Source organism: Pseudomonas sp. SJZ131 (assembly GCF_007828705.1).
Taxonomy (GTDB): domain Bacteria; phylum Pseudomonadota; class Gammaproteobacteria; order Pseudomonadales; family Pseudomonadaceae; genus Aquipseudomonas; species Aquipseudomonas prosekii.
Window position 1 is genome coordinate 11813 of sequence record NZ_VIVC01000007.1, and the last position, 17725, is coordinate 29537.

Below are 17725 nucleotides of genomic sequence, written 5' to 3' on the forward strand. Positions count from 1 at the left end.
AATCGAGAGCGGGGCAGGATTGCCCGCTCTCTGCTCCGCCAGGAGGAAAGGCCTTGAAAGACCTACTGAATTTGCTGAAAAACCAGGGTCAAGTCGAAGAGTTCGACGCCATCCGTATTGGATTGGCATCGCCTGAGATGATCCGTTCGTGGTCGTTCGGTGAAGTTAAAAAGCCGGAAACGATCAACTACCGTACGTTCAAACCAGAACGTGACGGCCTGTTCTGCGCCAAGATCTTTGGCCCGGTAAAGGATTACGAGTGCCTGTGCGGTAAGTACAAGCGCTTGAAGCACCGTGGTGTGATCTGCGAGAAGTGTGGCGTTGAAGTCGCACTGGCCAAAGTTCGTCGTGAGCGCATGGCGCACATCGAACTGGCTTCGCCGGTTGCTCACATCTGGTTCCTGAAATCGCTGCCGTCGCGTATCGGTTTGCTGATGGACATGACCCTGCGTGATATCGAACGCGTTCTCTACTTCGAGAGCTACGTCGTTATCGACCCAGGCATGACCACCCTTGAAAAAGGTCAGCTGCTGAACGACGAGCAGTACTTCGAAGCGCTGGAAGAGTTTGGCGACGATTTCGATGCCCGCATGGGTGCCGAAGCTGTCCGCGAACTGCTGCACGCTATCGATCTGGAGCACGAGATTGGCCGTCTGCGTGAAGAAATTCCGCAAACCAACTCCGAAACCAAAATCAAGAAGCTGTCCAAGCGTCTGAAGTTGATGGAAGCCTTCCAGGGTTCCGGCAACCTTCCAGAATGGATGGTGCTGACCGTTCTGCCGGTTCTGCCGCCAGATCTGCGTCCACTGGTCCCGCTGGATGGCGGTCGCTTCGCGACTTCCGACCTCAATGATCTGTATCGTCGAGTGATCAACCGTAACAACCGCTTGAAGCGCCTGCTTGATCTGTCCGCTCCGGACATCATCGTGCGCAACGAAAAGCGTATGTTGCAGGAAGCTGTCGATGCACTGCTCGACAACGGTCGTCGTGGCCGCGCTATCACCGGTTCGAACAAGCGTCCTCTGAAATCCCTGGCTGACATGATCAAGGGTAAACAAGGTCGTTTCCGTCAGAACTTGCTCGGTAAGCGTGTTGACTACTCCGGTCGTTCGGTAATTACCGTAGGTCCGACCCTGCGTCTGCACCAGTGCGGTCTGCCGAAGAAGATGGCTCTCGAGCTGTTCAAGCCGTTCATTTTCGGCAAGCTGGAAATGCGTGGTCTCGCGACCACCATCAAAGCTGCCAAGAAAATGGTCGAGCGCGAACTGCCAGAGGTATGGGACGTTCTCGCTGAAGTGATCCGTGAACACCCGGTTCTCCTCAACCGTGCACCGACCCTTCACCGTCTGGGCATCCAGGCGTTTGAGCCGGTACTGATCGAAGGTAAGGCTATCCAGCTGCACCCTCTGGTCTGTGCTGCGTACAACGCCGACTTCGACGGCGACCAAATGGCCGTGCACGTACCGCTGACACTGGAAGCCCAGTTGGAAGCGCGCGCGTTGATGATGTCGACCAACAACATTCTGTCGCCAGCCAACGGTGAGCCAATCATCGTTCCGTCGCAGGACGTTGTATTGGGTCTGTACTACATGACTCGTGAAGCGATCAACGCCAAGGGCGAAGGTCGTGTGTTCGCGGATCTGCAAGAAGTTGACCGTGTGTTCCGTGCCGGCGAAGCCGCGCTGCACGCCAAGGTTAAAGTGCGGATTCACGAAACCGTCAACGATCGTGATGGTGGCAGCGTCAAGAACACCCGTATCGTCGACACCACTGTCGGCCGTGCGCTGTTGTTCCAGGTTGTTCCACCTGGCCTGTCGTACGACGTAGTCAACCAGCCAATGAAGAAAAAGGCGATCTCCAAGCTGATCAACCAGTGCTACCGCGTGGTTGGTTTGAAAGAGACCGTGATCTTCGCTGACCAGTTGATGTACACCGGTTTTGCCTATTCGACCATTTCCGGCGTTTCCATCGGTGTTAACGACTTCGTTATACCGGATGAAAAAGCCCGCATCATCGGTGCTGCTACCGACGAAGTGAAAGAGATCGAAAGTCAGTACGCCTCCGGCCTGGTAACCCAGGGCGAGAAGTACAACAAAGTGATCGACCTTTGGTCCAAGGCGAACGACGAAGTTTCCAAGGCGATGATGGCCAACCTCTCGAAAGAGAAAGTCATCGACCGTCATGGCGTCGAAGTCGACCAGGAATCTTTCAACTCGATGTACATGATGGCTGACTCGGGCGCACGGGGTTCTGCTGCGCAGATCCGTCAGCTCGCCGGTATGCGTGGCCTGATGGCCAAGCCGGACGGTTCCATCATCGAAACGCCGATTACTGCGAACTTCCGTGAAGGTTTGAGCGTACTTCAGTACTTCATCTCTACTCACGGTGCTCGTAAAGGTTTGGCGGATACCGCGTTGAAAACTGCGAACTCCGGTTACCTGACTCGTCGTCTGGTAGACGTGGCGCAGGATCTGGTTGTGACCGAGATCGATTGCGGCACCGAACATGGCCTGGTAATGACTCCGCACATTGAAGGCGGTGACGTTGTCGAGCCATTGGGCGAGCGCGTACTGGGTCGAGTTATCGCCCGTGACGTGTTCAAGCCAGGTACCGAAGAAATCATCGTTCCTGCCGGCACATTGGTAGACGAGAAGTGGGTCGAGTTCATCGAGCTGAACAGCATCGACGAAGTGATCGTGCGTTCGCCGATCAGCTGCGAAACCCGCTACGGCATCTGCGCCAAGTGCTACGGCCGTGACTTGGCTCGTGGTCACCAGGTGAACATCGGTGAAGCGGTCGGCGTTATCGCTGCCCAGTCCATCGGTGAGCCGGGTACCCAGCTGACCATGCGTACGTTCCACATCGGTGGTGCGGCAAGCCGGACCTCCGCAGCTGACAGCGTTCAGGTGAAGAATGGCGGTACTGTCCGTCTGCACAACCTGAAACACGTTGAGCGAGTGGATGGATGCCTGGTTGCTGTGTCCCGTTCCGGTGAGCTGGCAATCGCTGATGACTTCGGTCGTGAGCGCGAGCGTTACAAGCTGCCGTACGGTGCTGTGATTTCGGTTAAAGAAGGTGACAAGGTCGACGCTGGCGCAATCGTGGCCAAGTGGGATCCGCACACTCACCCAATCGTTACCGAAATGAAAGGTACCGTGACCTACGTGGGCATGGAAGAAGGCATCACGATCAAGCGTCAGACTGACGAATTGACCGGTATGACCAACATTGAAGTACTCGACGCGAAAGACCGTCCAGCTGCCGGTAAAGACATTCGTCCTGCCGTGAAGATGGTTGGTGTCGATGGCAAGGATCTGCTGCTGCCAGGTACCGACGTACCGGCTCAGTACTTCCTGCCGGCTAACGCCCTGGTCGGTGTAGCGGATGGTGTGCAGGTTGCGATCGGTGATGTTATCGCCCGTATCCCGCAAGAAACTTCGAAGACCCGTGACATCACCGGTGGTCTGCCGCGTGTTGCAGACTTGTTCGAAGCGCGTCGTCCGAAAGAAGCCTCGATTCTGGCTGAAGTCAGCGGCACCATCGCGTTCGGTAAAGAGACCAAAGGCAAGCGCCGTCTGGTCATTACCCCGAACGACGGTAGCGATCCGTACGAAGAGCTGATTCCGAAGTGGCGTCACCTGAACGTCTTCGAAGGCGAACAGGTAAACCGCGGCGAAGTTATCTCCGACGGCCCGAGCGATCCACACGACATCCTGCGTCTGCTGGGTGTGAGTGCGCTGGCCAAGTACATCGTGAACGAGATCCAGGACGTTTATCGTCTGCAAGGCGTGAAGATCAACGACAAGCACATCGAGACCATCCTGCGTCAGATGCTGCGTAAAGTTGAAATCGCTGAATCCGGCGATTCCAGTTTCATCAAGGGCGACCAGATGGAATTGACTCACGTTCTGGTAGAGAACGAGCGTCTGGCCGGCGACGAGAAATTCGTTTCCAAGTTCACTCGCGTGCTGTTGGGTATCACCAAGGCGTCGTTGTCCACCGAATCGTTCATCTCGGCGGCTTCCTTCCAGGAAACCACCCGTGTACTGACCGAAGCGGCGGTAACCGGCAAGCGCGATTACTTGCGCGGCCTGAAAGAAAACGTAGTCGTGGGTCGTCTGATCCCGGCCGGTACCGGTCTGGCTTACCACAGCGAGCGCAAGCGCCGCCGTGATGCTGACAAACCGTTGCGCGTCAGCGCCAGTGAAGTGGAAGCTGCACTGACCGAAGCACTGAACTCAAGCGGTAACTGAGTTCTGCGGTAAATGAGCGTGGGGCCCCGGTCTAACCGTTCATCGAATCGAGACAATTTGTCGAGGTTGGATGAGCGGGGAGGTCGGGGCCTTGCCTTGACTGGGGACAAGATCCTCTTTAGACTCTTGTACCCCTAAATTTGGCGGGAATTCGTTCCTGCCATTTTGCTTTTCTTGCAAGACAATAGCGTCGCAAGACAACAGTGGAGCTAGTAGATGGCAACTATCAACCAGCTGGTACGTCAGCCGCGTAAGCGTATCGTCGAGAAATCCGACGTACCTGCGCTGCAGAACTGCCCGCAACGTCGTGGCGTATGCACCCGTGTGTATACCACCACGCCGAAAAAACCTAACTCGGCACTGCGTAAAGTATGCCGTGTGCGTCTGACCAACGGTTTCGAGGTTTCCTCGTACATCGGCGGTGAAGGCCACAACCTGCAAGAGCACAGCGTGGTATTGATCCGCGGCGGTCGTGTAAAAGACTTGCCAGGTGTTCGTTACCACACCGTACGCGGTTCTTTGGATACTTCCGGCGTTAAAGGTCGTAACCAGGGTCGTTCGAAGTACGGTACCAAGAAGCCTAAGTAGTAGCGGCTTTTTGTAAGAACTGATTTTCTATTTTTCTGAGTCGATAAGAGTAAGGTCGGAGGCGTCCCGAAAGGGCACCGATTCCGAGCGAACCTGAAGACCGTTTGAGGGCTTATCCATGCCAAGAAGACGCGTAGCAGCCAAGCGCGAAGTGCTTGACGATCCAAAATACGGAAGCCAAATCCTGGCCAAGTTCATGAACCACGTTATGGAAAGCGGCAAGAAAGCCGTTGCCGAGCGTATCGTTTATGGCGCGCTGGAAAAGGTTAAAGAACGCAAGAACAGCGACCCCCTGGAAATCTTCGAGAAAGCTCTCGACGCCATCGCTCCGCTGGTCGAAGTAAAGTCGCGCCGTGTAGGCGGTGCTACTTACCAGGTTCCGGTCGAAGTTCGTCCGTCCCGTCGTAACGCCCTGGCAATGCGCTGGTTGGTAGACTTCGCCCGCAAGCGCGGCGAGAAGTCTATGGCTCTGCGTTTGGCTGGCGAACTGTTGGACGCTGCTGAAGGTAAAGGTGCTGCTGTTAAGAAGCGTGAAGACGTGCACCGTATGGCCGAAGCCAACAAAGCTTTCTCGCACTACCGCTTCTAATTTCAGCTTCACTAATTTTGCGAGGGCTTTATGGCTCGTACTACTCCGATTAGTCGCTACCGTAACATCGGTATCGTCGCTCACGTGGATGCTGGTAAAACCACCACCACCGAGCGCGTCCTTTTTTACACTGGCAAAAGTCACAAGATGGGCGAGGTGCATGACGGCGCCGCGACCACAGACTGGATGGTTCAGGAGCAGGAGCGTGGTATTACCATTACTTCTGCTGCTATTACCGCCTTCTGGCAGGGTTCCGAGAAGCAGCACAAAGACCAATATCGTTTCAACGTAATCGATACCCCGGGCCACGTAGACTTCACTATTGAAGTTGAACGTTCCCTGCGTGTACTCGACGGCGCGGTCGTTGTGTTCTGCGGTACTTCGGGCGTTGAGCCTCAGTCGGAAACCGTATGGCGTCAAGCCAACAAATACGGCGTTCCGCGTCTTGTTTACGTAAACAAGATGGACCGTGCTGGTGCGAACTTCCTGCGCGTGATCGGTCAGATCAAACAGCGTCTGGGTCACACTCCAGTGCCTATCCAGTTGGCTATCGGTTCCGAAGACAACTTCCAGGGTCAGATCGATCTGATGTCCATGGAAGCTGTTTACTGGAACGATTCTGACAAAGGTATGGTTCCAGTTCGTAAGCCTATCCCTGCTGAACTGCAGGAACTGGCTGACGAGTGGCGCGGCAACATGGTTGAGGCTGCGGCCGAAGCCAGCGAAGAGCTGATGAACAAGTACCTCGAAGGTGAAGAACTCACCAACGCGGAAGTCAAGGCCGCTCTGCGTCAGCGTACTATCGCTGGCGAAATCGTCCTGGCAGTTTGCGGTTCTTCCTTCAAGAACAAGGGCGTTCCCCTGGTTCTCGACGCCGTTATCGATTACCTGCCTGCTCCAACTGACATTCCTGCCATCAAGGGTACTGACCCGGATGACGAGGAAAAGCAGATGGAACGTCATGCAAACGATGACGAGCCGTTCTCGGCTTTGGCGTTCAAGATCGCTACCGACCCATTCGTGGGTACCTTGACCTTCGTCCGCGTTTACTCGGGCGTGTTGAACTCCGGCGACGGCGTGATCAACTCGGTTAAAGGCAAGAAAGAGCGCGTGGGTCGTATGGTGCAAATGCACGCAAACGCCCGTGAAGAAATCAAGGAAGTACGCGCTGGTGACATCGCGGCCTTGATCGGCATGAAGGACGTCACCACTGGCGAAACCTTGTGCAGCGCTGACAAGCCAATCATCCTGGTTCGTATGGACTTCCCGGAGCCGGTTATTTCGGTTGCCGTTGAGCCTAAGACCAAGGATGACCAGGAAAAAATGGGTATCGCACTGGGCAAACTTGCTCAGGAAGATCCATCTTTCCGCGTTAAGACTGATGAAGAGACTGGTCAAACGATCATCTCCGGCATGGGCGAGCTTCACCTGGACATCCTGGTTGACCGGATGCGCCGTGAGTTCAACGTCGAAGCCAACATCGGCAAGCCTCAGGTTTCGTATCGTGAGCGCATCACGAAGAACTGTGAAATCGAAGGCAAGTTCGTTCGCCAGTCCGGCGGTCGTGGTCAGTTCGGCCACTGCTGGATCCGTTTTGCTCCTGCTGACGAAGGTCAGGAAGGTCTGCAATTCGTGAACGAAGTAGTGGGTGGTGTGGTTCCTAAGGAATACATCCCGGCTATCCAGAAGGGTATCGAAGAGCAGATGAAGAACGGCGTTGTTGCCGGCTATCCGCTGATCGGCCTGAAGGCAACTGTGTTTGATGGTTCCTACCACGACGTCGACTCCAACGAGATGGCGTTTAAGGTGGCTGCTTCCATGGCGACCAAGCAACTGGCCCAGAAGGGCGGTGGTGAGTTGCTTGAGCCGATCATGGCTGTAGAGGTTGTTACACCTGAAGACTATATGGGTGACGTGATGGGCGACCTTAACCGTCGTCGCGGCATGATCCTGGGTATGGAAGACACGGTTTCCGGCAAAGTAATTCGTGCCGAGGTTCCGCTGGGTGAGATGTTCGGTTATGCGACCGACGTCCGTTCCATGTCCCAAGGTCGCGCAAGCTACTCTATGGAATTCAAAAAATACAATACGGCTCCGTCGCACATCGTCGAAACCGTTACCAAAAAACAAGGCTGATTCAGCCCCTTTAGGCTAGGAGTTAATTGTCGTGGCTAAAGAAAAATTTGACCGTACCCTCCCGCACGTCAACGTTGGCACCATTGGTCACGTTGACCACGGTAAAACCACGCTGACCGCTGCTCTGACTCGCGTCTGCTCCGAAGTTTTCGGTTCGGCTGTTGTTGCTTTCGATAAAATCGACAGCGCTCCAGAAGAAAAGGCTCGTGGTATCACCATCAACACCGCACACGTTGAATACAACTCGCTGATCCGTCACTACGCTCACGTTGACTGCCCAGGTCACGCTGACTATGTGAAGAACATGATCACCGGTGCTGCTCAAATGGACGGCGCTATCCTGGTTTGTTCGGCCGCTGATGGTCCGATGCCACAAACCCGTGAGCACATCCTGCTGTCCCGTCAGGTTGGCGTTCCGTACATCGTTGTCTTCCTGAACAAGGCTGACATGGTTGACGACGCTGAGCTGCTGGAACTGGTTGAGATGGAAGTGCGCGATCTGCTGAGCACTTACGACTTCCCAGGTGACGACACTCCGATCATCATCGGTTCGGCTCTGATGGCTCTGAACGGCCAAGACGACAACGAAATGGGCACCACTGCCGTTCGTAAACTGGTTGAGACTCTGGACAGCTACATCCCAGATCCAGTCCGTGTTATCGACAAGCCGTTCCTGATGCCAATCGAAGACGTATTCTCGATCTCCGGTCGCGGTACTGTTGTAACTGGCCGTATCGAGCGCGGTATCGTCAAGGTTCAGGATCCACTGGAAATCGTTGGTCTGCGTGACACTACCGTCACCACCTGCACCGGTGTTGAAATGTTCCGTAAGCTGCTCGACGAAGGTCGTGCTGGCGAGAACTGCGGCGTGCTGCTGCGCGGCACCAAGCGTGACGACGTTGAGCGTGGCCAGGTTCTGGTCAAGCCAGGTTCGGTTAAGCCGCACACTACCTTCGAAGCCGAAGTGTACGTGTTGAGCAAAGAAGAAGGCGGTCGTCACACTCCGTTCTTCAAAGGCTACCGTCCACAGTTCTACTTCCGGACCACTGACGTGACCGGTAACTGCGAACTGCCGGAAGGCGTTGAAATGGTAATGCCAGGCGACAACATCAAAATGGTTGTCACCCTGATCAAAACCATCGCAATGGAAGATGGTCTGCGTTTCGCTATTCGTGAAGGCGGTCGTACCGTCGGCGCTGGCGTCGTAGCCAAAATCATCGCTTAATAAGTGATGACTTGAAAAAGCCCCCGCCTAGCGGGGGCTTTTTTATTGGGTTGACACTGTAGTAGCCCGTCTATAGAATTGCGCCTCCTTTTAACGGGCGTATTGCGCTCGCTGGGAATAGCAGCCGGAGTCTGAAATCCAATGCAAAATCAGCAAATCCGTATCAGGTTGAAGGCTTTTGACCATCGCCTGATCGACCAATCCACCCAGGAAATCGTGGAAACCGCGAAACGTACTGGTGCTCAAGTGCGTGGTCCTATTCCACTGCCTACCCGCAAAGAGCGGTTCACCGTTCTGGTCTCCCCGCACGTCAACAAAGACGCGCGTGACCAGTACGAGATCCGTACTCACAAGCGCGTTCTGGACATCGTCCAGCCAACGGATAAAACCGTTGACGCTCTTATGAAGCTCGACCTTGCGGCCGGTGTGGAAGTACAGATCAGCCTCGGCTAAGACTCGGTCTTAGTCGTGTAACGCTCTGAAATGGGCGGCCATAGCGGGTGAAAGCCCCGTACACTCATGAGGTTTACAACATGACTATTGGTGTAGTCGGTCGTAAATGCGGTATGACCCGTATTTTCACCGAAGAAGGTGTCTCCATTCCGGTCACGGTCATTGAGATCGAGCCGAATCGCGTCACCCAGTTCAAAACTGAAGAGACCGATGGCTATCGTGCAGTGCAAGTCACTGTAGGTGAGCGTCGTGCTTCGCGTGTTACAGCTGCTCAAGCTGGCCACTTCGCTAAAGCGAACGTTGCCGCTGGTCGTACCGTAATGGAATTCCGTCTTGAAGAAGGCGAGTACCAGGCCGGCGATCTGATCAACGCTGAAATCTTCGCCGCTGGTCAACTGGTTGATGTAACCGGTCAGTCCAAGGGTAAAGGCTTCCAGGGTACGATCAAGCGTTGGAACTTCCGCGGGCAAGATAATACGCACGGTAACTCCGTGTCCCACCGCGTTCCAGGCTCTATCGGCCAGTGCCAGACTCCTGGTCGTGTATTCAAGGGCAAAAAAATGTCCGGTCATATGGGCGCTGAGCGCGTGACCGTGCAGTCCCTCGAAGTAGTGCGCGTGGACGCTGAACGCAATCTGTTGTTGGTCAAGGGCGCTGTTCCTGGCGCTACTGGCGGCAACTTGGTTGTACGTCCAGCAGCCAAGGCTCGCGGTTAAGGGGAAGCTGACATGCAATTAAATGTAAATGACGCTCAAGCGATCGAAGTTTCCGAACTGACATTTGGCGGCGAATTCAACGAGACGCTCGTTCACCAAGCAGTCGTGGCCTACATGGCCGGCGGCCGTCAAGGTAGCAAGCAGCAAAAGACCCGTTCCGACGTTCGTGGTGGCGGTAAGCGCCCTTGGCGTCAGAAAGGTACTGGCCGTGCTCGTGCCGGTACTATCCGTAGCCCAATCTGGCGTGGCGGCGGTACCACTTTCGCAGCTCGTCCTCAGGATCACACCCAGAAGCTGAACAAGAAGATGTATCGCGCAGCAATGCGTTCCATCCTTGCTGAGCTGGTGCGTACTGATCGTCTGGTTGTGGTTCAGGACTTCGCTGTTGATGCACCGAAGACCAAAGATCTGCTGAACAAACTGACCGGCATGGGCCTGACTGACGTCTTGATCGTGTCCGAAGTTGTTGATCAGAACCTGTACCTGGCTGCTCGTAACCTGCCACACGTTGATGTACGTGACGTGCAAGGTTCCGATCCAGTTAGTCTGATCGCATACGACAAGGTGTTGATCACCGTGTCGGCCGTGAAGAAATTCGAGGAGCTGCTGGGATGAACCAGGAACGCGTATTTAAAGTTCTGCTTGGCCCGCACGTTTCCGAAAAGGCTACGGTTCTGGCTGACAAGAAAGGCCAGTTCGTTTTCAAGGTTGCAACTGACGCAACCAAGCTGGAAATCAAGAAGGCCGTCGAAAGCCTGTTCAGCGTGAAAGTAGAGCGTGTTACTACCCTGAATGTTTTGGGTAAAAGCAAGCGCACTGCTCGCGGTCTGGGCAAGCGTAATGACTGGAAGAAGGCAGTTATCTCCCTTCAGCCAGGCCAAGATCTCGATTTCAGCAGCAGTGCTGAGTAAGGAAGGGGTGCATCATGGCAATCGTTAAATGCAAACCGACTTCCCCTGGCCGCCGTTTTGTGGTCAAGGTGGTCAACCAGGAGCTGCATAAAGGCGCTCCTCACGCACCGCTGCTCGAGAAAAAATCGAAGACTGGTGGTCGTAACAACAATGGTCGCATTACCACTCGTCACATCGGTGGTGGCCATAAGCAGCATTATCGTCTGGTCGATTTCCGTCGCAACGACAAAGATGGCATCTCTGCCACTGTCGAGCGTATTGAATACGATCCAAACCGTACTGCTCACATTGCTCTGCTGCTGTACGCAGATGGCGAACGCCGCTACATCATCGCCCCTAAAGGCGTGAGTGCTGGCGACCAGCTGATCGCAGGTGCTTTGGCACCGATCAAGCCGGGCAACGCTCTTCAACTGCGTAACATTCCAGTTGGTAGCACCGTACACGGCATCGAATTGAAGCCAGGTAAAGGCGCGCAAATCGCTCGTTCCGCTGGTGCTTCGGCTCAGCTGATCGCTCGTGAAGGTGTCTACGTGACCCTGCGTCTGCGTTCTGGTGAGATGCGTAAAGTGCTGGCTGAATGCCGCGCGACCTTGGGTGAAGTCTCGAACTCCGAGCACAGCCTGCGTTCGCTGGGTAAAGCTGGTGCCAAACGCTGGCGTGGCGTTCGCCCAACCGTTCGTGGTGTTGCCATGAACCCGGTTGACCACCCACATGGTGGTGGTGAAGGTCGTACCTCTGGTGGTCGTCATCCGGTATCGCCATGGGGCTTCCCGACTAAGGGCGCGAAGACTCGTGGTAATAAGCGTACCGACAAAATGATCGTCCGTCGTCGCAAGTAAATAGAGGGATACGACAGTGCCACGTTCTCTGAAAAAAGGTCCTTTTATTGATCTTCACCTACTGAAGAAGATCGAAGTGGCGGCGGAAAAGAACGATCGCAAACCGGTGAAAACCTGGTCGCGTCGTTCGATGATCCTGCCACAAATGGTCGGTTTGACCATTGCAGTGCATAACGGTCGTCAACATGTTCCAGTTCTCGTGAACGAAGACATGGTCGGCCACAAACTAGGCGAGTTTGCCGGTACCCGCACATATCGTGGGCACGTGGCAGACAAGAAAGCCAAGCGTTAAGGGGTAAGGAACGATGGAAGTAGCCGCTAAGTTGTCGGGCGCTCGAATCTCCGCCCAGAAAGCCCGCTTGGTCGCCGACCAGATCCGCGGGAAGAAGGTGGGCGAAGCGCTCAACCTGTTGGCTTTCAGCAGTAAGAAAGCCGCCGAGATCATGAAGAAAGTGCTGGAGTCGGCCGTAGCCAACGCCGAGCATAACGAAGGCGCAGACGTTGATGACCTTAAAGTCAGCACCGTTTTCGTCAACGAAGGGCGTTCGCTGAAGCGAATCATGCCACGTGCCAAAGGCCGTGCTGATCGCATCGTCAAGCGGTCTTGCCATATCACTGTCAAGGTTGCTGACAAGTAACGGAGTCGAAGAGATGGGTCAGAAAGTACATCCCATTGGCATTCGCCTGGGAATCGTCAAGGAGCACACCTCCGTCTGGTACGCAGACGGTCGGACTTATGCGGACTATTTGTTCGCTGATCTGAAGGTGCGTGAGTATCTCCAAGACAAACTAAAAAGCGCGTCCGTAAGCCGTATCGATATCCATCGTCCGGCTCAAACTGCACGTATCACCATCCACACCGCTCGTCCAGGTATCGTTATCGGGAAGAAAGGTGAAGATGTTGAGAAACTGCGTCAGGACCTGACCAAGCAAATGGGTGTGCCTGTGCACATCAATATCGAAGAAATCCGCAAGCCGGAACTCGACGGTATGTTGGTTGCGCAGAGCGTAGCTCAGCAGCTGGAGCGCCGCGTAATGTTCCGTCGCGCTATGAAGCGCGCTGTACAGAACGCCATGCGCATTGGTGCCAAAGGCATCAAAATCCAAGTGAGCGGTCGTCTCGGCGGTGCTGAAATCGCACGTACTGAATGGTATCGCGAAGGTCGTGTGCCACTGCACACCCTGCGTGCCGACATCGACTATGCCAACTACGAAGCTCACACCACTTATGGTGTGATCGGTGTAAAGGTTTGGATCTTCAAGGGCGAAGTAATTGGTGGTCGCCAAGAAGAACTGAAACCACAAGCACCAGCGCCTCGTAAAAAAGCTGCTAAGTAAGGGGTACGCCAAATGTTGCAACCAAAGCGTACGAAGTTCCGCAAGCAGATGACAGGCCACAACCGTGGTCTGGCACAGCGCGGTAGCAAAGTCAGCTTCGGCGAGTTCGCGCTGAAGTCTGTAGCTCGTGGTCGTCTCACCGCTCGTCAGATCGAGTCAGCGCGTCGTGCACTGACCCGTCACGTTAAACGTGGCGGCAAGATCTGGATCCGTGTATTCCCGGACAAGCCTATTTCCAAGAAGCCACTCGAAGTTCGGATGGGTAAAGGTAAGGGTAGTGTGGAGTACTGGGTTGCCCAGATTCAGCCAGGCAAAGTCCTGTATGAAATCGAGGGCGTTTCTGAAGAGCTGGCGCGTGAGGCTTTTGCCCTGGCTGCTGCAAAGCTGCCGCTCGCCACCGCCTTTGTTAAACGGACGGTGATGTGATGAAAGCGAACGAACTTCGTGAAAAAGACGCGCCGCAGCTTAACGAGCAACTGCTCGGCCTGCTGCGCGACCAGTTCAATCTGCGCATGCAGAAAGCAACTGGCCAGTTGGGGCAGTCTCACCTGCTCCGGCAAGTTAAGCGTGACATCGCTCGCGTGAAGACTGTGCTCAAACAGCAGGCAGGTAAGTAATCATGGCTGAAGCCGAAAAAACCGTCCGTACGCTGACTGGCCGTGTTGTCAGCGACAAAATGGACAAGACCATCACCGTTCTGATCGAGCGTCGCGTTAAGCACCCGATCTACGGTAAATACGTTAAGCGTTCGACTAAGCTGCACGCGCACGACGAAACCAATCAGTGCCACATCGGCGACAAAGTCACTATTCGTGAAACTCGTCCTTTGGCCAAGACTAAGTCTTGGGCGCTGGTTGATGTTCTCGAACGCGCTGTGGAAGTCTAAGGACTAGGGGTCGGAGAAATTATATGATTCAGACTCAATCCATGCTCGATGTGGCCGATAACAGCGGCGCACGCCGCGTTATGTGCATCAAGGTGCTGGGTGGCTCCCATCGTCGTTACGCTGGTATCGGTGACATCATCAAAGTTACCGTCAAGGAAGCAATTCCTCGCGGTAAAGTGAAAAAAGGCCAAGTGATGACTGCTGTTGTAGTCCGCACTCGTCACGGCGTACGTCGTGCTGATGGCTCCATTATCCGCTTTGATGGCAACGCTGCTGTTCTTCTGAACAACAAGCAAGAGCCGATCGGCACCCGTATCTTTGGGCCAGTGACCCGTGAACTTCGTACTGAGAAGTTCATGAAGATCGTCTCGCTCGCCCCAGAAGTGCTGTAAGGAGATCCGACATGCAAAAGATTCGTCGTGACGACGAGATCATCGTGATCGCCGGCAAAGACAAAGGTAAGCGCGGTAAGGTGCTTAAGGTTCTCGCTAATAACCGTCTGGTTATCGGCGGTCTGAACCTGGTCAAGCGTCATACCAAGCCTAACCCGATGTCGGGCGTACAAGGCGGTATCGTCGAAAAAGAAGCTCCACTGGACGCTTCTAACGTCGCCATTTTCAACGGCGAAACCAACAAGGCTGATCGCGTTGGTTTCAAAGTAGAAGACGGCAAGAAAATTCGTGTCTTCAAGTCGACCCAAAAAGCGGTTGATGCTTGAACACTGCTAGGTAGAAGACCATGGCACGACTAAAAGAGATTTACTGGAAGGAAATCGCACCGAAACTTAAGGAAGAACTTAAGCTTTCGAACGTGATGGAAGTTCCACGCGTTACCAAAATCACCCTGAACATGGGTCTGGGCGAAGCGGTCGGTGACAAAAAAGTCATCGAGCACGCTGTTGCCGACCTGGAAAAGATCACCGGTCAGAAAGTCGTTGTGACTTACGCTCGGAAATCCATCGCTGGCTTTAAAGTCCGTGAAGGTTGGCCGATCGGCGTCAAAGTGACCCTGCGCCGTGAGCGTATGTATGAATTCCTGGATCGTCTGCTGTCGATCTCCCTGCCTCGGGTTCGCGACTTCCGCGGCCTGAATGCCAAGTCCTTCGATGGTCGTGGTAACTACAGCATGGGCGTTAAAGAGCAGATCATCTTCCCGGAAATCGACTACGACAAGATCGATGCTCTCCGCGGTCTGGACATTACCCTGACCACCACTGCCAAGAACGATGATGAAGGTCGCGCCCTGTTGCGTGCTTTCAAATTCCCGTTCCGCAACTGATTGGAGTAGGAAAATGGCCAAGATGAGCATGAAAAACCGCGAGCTGAAGCGTCAGCTCACGGTTGCCAAGTACGCCAAAAAGCGTGCAGCACTGAAAGCTATCATCGTTGATCTGAACGCAAGTCCAGAAGCGCGTTGGGAAGCTACAGTAGCTCTGCAGAAGCAGCCACGTGACGCAAGCGCCTCGCGCATGCGTAACCGCTGCCGCCTGACCGGTCGTCCACACGGCGTTTACCGCAAGTTCGGCCTCGGCCGTAACAAATTGCGTGAAGCTGCAATGCGTGGTGACGTACCTGGTCTGGTTAAAGCCAGCTGGTAAGCACTGTCAAAGTCTCGGCGTTCGGTTTCGCAAGATACTGACCGCCGGTGACCTTGAACTTGAATCAAGCCCCTTTTGGGGCTTGATTCATTTGTGGGGTGTGTCTAGAATACCCGGCTCGCCTGAGCCCGTGCTTTTTTCGCGCGGAGGTTCTCGGCGAAGGTAGTAGCCGCAAGGCTTATTTTTTTGTATTAGGAGCGTCTAGCCCATGAGTATGCAGGACCCGTTAGCGGACATGCTAACTCGAATCCGTAATGCCCAGATGGCTGAAAAGTCCGTCGTAAGCATGCCATCTTCTACGTTGAAGGTAGCTGTTGCCAAAGTCCTGAAGGACGAAGGTTACATTGCGGGTTATCAGATCAGCAGCGAAACAAAACCACTGCTGTCTATCGAGCTGAAATACTTCGAAGGCCGTCCGGTTATCGAAGAAGTGAAGCGCGTTAGCCGTCCAGGCCTGCGTCAGTACAAGTCCGTCGATGATCTGCCAAAAGTTCGTGGCGGTCTCGGTGTGTCTATCGTCTCCACCAACAAAGGTGTGATGACGGATCGTGCTGCGCGCGCTGCCGGTGTCGGCGGCGAAGTTCTTTGCACTGTGTTCTAAGGGGGGATAAGCATGTCACGCGTCGCTAAGAACCCCGTTAAGCTGCCGGCCGGTGTCGAAGTAAAATTCGCAGGCCAACAGCTTTCGGTGAAGGGTGCCAAGGGCACTCTCGAACTGAACATCCATTCGTCCGTTGAGATTGTTGAAGAAGCTGGTGAGCTGCGTTTCGCTGCTCGCAATGGCGATCAACAAACTCGCGCAATGGCTGGTACCACTCGTGCGTTGGTAAACAACATGGTCCAAGGCGTAAGCCAAGGCTTCGAGCGCAAGCTCCAGCTGGTCGGTGTTGGTTACAAAGCGCAAGCAAAAGGCACAGTGCTGAACCTGGCTCTTGGCTTCTCGCACCCAGTGGATTATGAACTGCCGGAAGGCATCACCGCTGAGACTCCTAGCCAGACCGATATCCTGATCAAGGGCATCGATAAGCAGCTGGTAGGTCAAGTGGCCGCCGAGATCCGCGACTTCCGTCCACCAGAGCCGTACAAAGGCAAAGGTGTGCGCTACGCGGACGAAGTCGTCCGTCGTAAAGAAGCCAAGAAGAAGTAGGGCATAGCAAATGACCGACAAAAAAGTTACTCGACTGCGTCGCGCTCGCAAAGCACGCCTGAAAATGCACGAACTCGAAGTCGTGCGTCTCTGCGTGTTCCGCTCGTCGCAGCACATCTACGCCCAGGTCATTTCGGCCGACGGCAACAAAGTCCTGGCATCTGCCTCGACTTTGGATAAAGAACTGCGTGATGGCGCCACTGGCAACATCGACGCGGCCACTAAGGTTGGCCAGCTGGTCGCTACGCGTGCAAAAGCCGCTGGCGTCTCGCAGGTGGCTTTCGACCGCTCTGGCTTCAAGTACCATGGCCGCGTCAAGGCGCTGGCTGATGCTGCTCGTGAAGCTGGGCTGGAGTTCTAAGTTATGTCAAATAACGACCAAAAGCGCGACGAAGGCTACATTGAGAAGCTGGTTCAAGTTAACCGCGTAGCCAAAACCGTTAAAGGCGGCCGTATCTTCACTTTCACCGCGTTGACCGTGGTTGGTGATGGTAAAGGGCGTGTTGGCTTCGGCCGCGGCAAGTCACGTGAAGTGCCTGCTGCGATCCAGAAGGCAATGGAAGCTGCTCGTCGCAACATGATCCAAGTTGATCTGAACGGCACAACTCTGCAGTACGCAATGAAGTCCGGTCACGGCGCTTCGAAGGTGTACATGCAGCCTGCTTCTGAAGGTACCGGTATCATCGCTGGCGGCGCTATGCGTGCTGTCCTCGAAGTTGCTGGCGTTCAGAACGTTCTGGCCAAGTGCTACGGCTCGACTAACCCGGTAAACGTGGTTCACGCCACTTTCAAAGGTTTGAAAGCTATGCAATCTCCTGAATCCATTGCCGCCAAGCGTGGCAAAAGCGTCAAGGAGATCTTCTGATCATGGCTACCGTAAAAGTTACGCTGATCAAAAGCATGACCGGCCGCATCCCTAACCACAAATTGTGCGTTAAGGGTTTGGGTCTGCGTCGCATCGGTCACACTGTAGAAGTACTTGATACTCCCGAGAATCGCGGGATGATCAACAAGGCTTACTACATGCTGCGTGTCGAGGGTTAATCG

The 17725-nt window shown here is 54.6% G+C and carries 25 protein-coding genes; all 25 read left to right on the top strand.

What is annotated here, in order from left to right; all coding sequences use genetic code 11:
• The first annotated feature begins 53 nt into the window (after positions 1 to 53).
• On the top strand, positions 54 to 4253 hold the full coding sequence (rpoC, locus tag FBY12_RS25410) for a DNA-directed RNA polymerase subunit beta' (RefSeq protein WP_121732711.1): 4200 nt from the start codon (positions 54 to 56) through the stop codon (positions 4251 to 4253).
• Positions 4254 to 4469: 216 nt separating this feature from the next.
• Entirely contained in the window at positions 4470 to 4841 is a 372-nt protein-coding gene (gene rpsL, locus FBY12_RS25415; RefSeq protein WP_002555494.1) for a 30S ribosomal protein S12, read from the top strand.
• A gap of 118 nt (positions 4842 to 4959) precedes the next feature.
• Positions 4960 to 5430, top strand: coding sequence for a 30S ribosomal protein S7 (rpsG, locus tag FBY12_RS25420; protein WP_002555493.1), 471 nt, complete (start codon positions 4960 to 4962; stop codon positions 5428 to 5430).
• A 30-nt stretch (positions 5431 to 5460) separates the two neighbouring features.
• The gene (fusA, locus tag FBY12_RS25425) at positions 5461 to 7566 is read left to right on the top strand and encodes an elongation factor G (protein WP_121732710.1); all 2106 of its coding nucleotides are present in this window, start codon (positions 5461 to 5463) and stop codon (positions 7564 to 7566) included.
• A gap of 31 nt (positions 7567 to 7597) precedes the next feature.
• Positions 7598 to 8791, top strand: a complete 1194-nt coding sequence (tuf, locus tag FBY12_RS25430) for an elongation factor Tu (protein ID WP_008145495.1) — start codon at positions 7598 to 7600, stop codon at positions 8789 to 8791.
• A gap of 141 nt (positions 8792 to 8932) precedes the next feature.
• Complete coding sequence (gene rpsJ / locus FBY12_RS25435) at positions 8933 to 9244, top strand: 30S ribosomal protein S10 (RefSeq protein WP_003186070.1); 312 nt, start codon at positions 8933 to 8935, stop codon at positions 9242 to 9244.
• A gap of 80 nt (positions 9245 to 9324) precedes the next feature.
• Positions 9325 to 9960, top strand: a complete 636-nt coding sequence (rplC, locus tag FBY12_RS25440) for a 50S ribosomal protein L3 (protein WP_003186059.1) — start codon at positions 9325 to 9327, stop codon at positions 9958 to 9960.
• A gap of 12 nt (positions 9961 to 9972) precedes the next feature.
• Positions 9973 to 10575: a 50S ribosomal protein L4 gene (gene rplD / locus FBY12_RS25445; protein ID WP_007896707.1), complete on the top strand. Its 603-nt coding sequence runs from the start codon at positions 9973 to 9975 to the stop codon at positions 10573 to 10575.
• A complete protein-coding gene (rplW, locus tag FBY12_RS25450) occupies positions 10572 to 10871 on the top strand; it encodes a 50S ribosomal protein L23 (RefSeq protein WP_002555488.1) in 300 nt (99 codons plus the stop codon). Before rplD ends, rplW begins: the two co-directional genes overlap by 4 nt.
• 14 nt (positions 10872 to 10885) lie before the next feature.
• Positions 10886 to 11710: a 50S ribosomal protein L2 gene (gene rplB, locus FBY12_RS25455; RefSeq protein ID WP_003176423.1), complete on the top strand. Its 825-nt coding sequence runs from the start codon at positions 10886 to 10888 to the stop codon at positions 11708 to 11710.
• A gap of 16 nt (positions 11711 to 11726) precedes the next feature.
• Entirely contained in the window at positions 11727 to 12002 is a 276-nt protein-coding gene (gene rpsS, locus FBY12_RS25460; RefSeq protein ID WP_002555486.1) for a 30S ribosomal protein S19, read from the top strand.
• 13 nt (positions 12003 to 12015) lie between these two features.
• Positions 12016 to 12348 carry a 50S ribosomal protein L22 gene (rplV, locus tag FBY12_RS25465; RefSeq protein ID WP_003103908.1) on the top strand — a complete coding sequence of 111 codons (333 nt, stop codon included), beginning with the start codon at positions 12016 to 12018 and terminating at the stop codon, positions 12346 to 12348.
• A gap of 13 nt (positions 12349 to 12361) precedes the next feature.
• On the top strand, positions 12362 to 13048 hold the full coding sequence (gene rpsC / locus FBY12_RS25470; protein WP_003176422.1) for a 30S ribosomal protein S3: 687 nt from the start codon (positions 12362 to 12364) through the stop codon (positions 13046 to 13048).
• A 12-nt stretch (positions 13049 to 13060) separates the two neighbouring features.
• A complete protein-coding gene (gene rplP / locus FBY12_RS25475; RefSeq protein ID WP_007896757.1) occupies positions 13061 to 13474 on the top strand; it encodes a 50S ribosomal protein L16 in 414 nt (137 codons plus the stop codon).
• Positions 13474 to 13665 carry a 50S ribosomal protein L29 gene (rpmC, locus tag FBY12_RS25480; RefSeq protein WP_008030901.1) on the top strand — a complete coding sequence of 64 codons (192 nt, stop codon included), beginning with the start codon at positions 13474 to 13476 and terminating at the stop codon, positions 13663 to 13665. Before rplP ends, rpmC begins: the two co-directional genes overlap by 1 nt.
• 2 nt (positions 13666 to 13667) lie before the next feature.
• A complete protein-coding gene (rpsQ, locus tag FBY12_RS25485; protein WP_003176419.1) occupies positions 13668 to 13934 on the top strand; it encodes a 30S ribosomal protein S17 in 267 nt (88 codons plus the stop codon).
• Between the two features lie 23 nt (positions 13935 to 13957).
• A complete protein-coding gene (gene rplN / locus FBY12_RS25490) occupies positions 13958 to 14326 on the top strand; it encodes a 50S ribosomal protein L14 (RefSeq protein ID WP_002555479.1) in 369 nt (122 codons plus the stop codon).
• Between the two features lie 11 nt (positions 14327 to 14337).
• Positions 14338 to 14652 (top strand): 50S ribosomal protein L24, encoded by a 315-nt coding sequence (gene rplX, locus FBY12_RS25495; protein WP_003176416.1) that lies wholly within the window; start codon positions 14338 to 14340, stop codon positions 14650 to 14652.
• A gap of 20 nt (positions 14653 to 14672) precedes the next feature.
• Positions 14673 to 15212 (top strand): 50S ribosomal protein L5, encoded by a 540-nt coding sequence (rplE, locus tag FBY12_RS25500; protein ID WP_003176415.1) that lies wholly within the window; start codon positions 14673 to 14675, stop codon positions 15210 to 15212.
• Positions 15213 to 15225: 13 nt separating this feature from the next.
• Entirely contained in the window at positions 15226 to 15531 is a 306-nt protein-coding gene (gene rpsN / locus FBY12_RS25505) for a 30S ribosomal protein S14 (protein ID WP_003176414.1), read from the top strand.
• A gap of 208 nt (positions 15532 to 15739) precedes the next feature.
• Positions 15740 to 16132, top strand: a complete 393-nt coding sequence (gene rpsH, locus FBY12_RS25510; RefSeq protein ID WP_008065722.1) for a 30S ribosomal protein S8 — start codon at positions 15740 to 15742, stop codon at positions 16130 to 16132.
• A gap of 12 nt (positions 16133 to 16144) precedes the next feature.
• Entirely contained in the window at positions 16145 to 16678 is a 534-nt protein-coding gene (gene rplF, locus FBY12_RS25515; protein WP_003176412.1) for a 50S ribosomal protein L6, read from the top strand.
• Positions 16679 to 16688: 10 nt separating this feature from the next.
• Complete coding sequence (gene rplR, locus FBY12_RS25520; RefSeq protein ID WP_003186037.1) at positions 16689 to 17039, top strand: 50S ribosomal protein L18; 351 nt, start codon at positions 16689 to 16691, stop codon at positions 17037 to 17039.
• 3 nt (positions 17040 to 17042) lie between these two features.
• On the top strand, positions 17043 to 17543 hold the full coding sequence (rpsE, locus tag FBY12_RS25525) for a 30S ribosomal protein S5 (RefSeq protein ID WP_007943782.1): 501 nt from the start codon (positions 17043 to 17045) through the stop codon (positions 17541 to 17543).
• A 2-nt stretch (positions 17544 to 17545) separates the two neighbouring features.
• Complete coding sequence (rpmD, locus tag FBY12_RS25530; protein WP_003186033.1) at positions 17546 to 17722, top strand: 50S ribosomal protein L30; 177 nt, start codon at positions 17546 to 17548, stop codon at positions 17720 to 17722.
• Positions 17723 to 17725 lie beyond the last annotated feature (3 nt).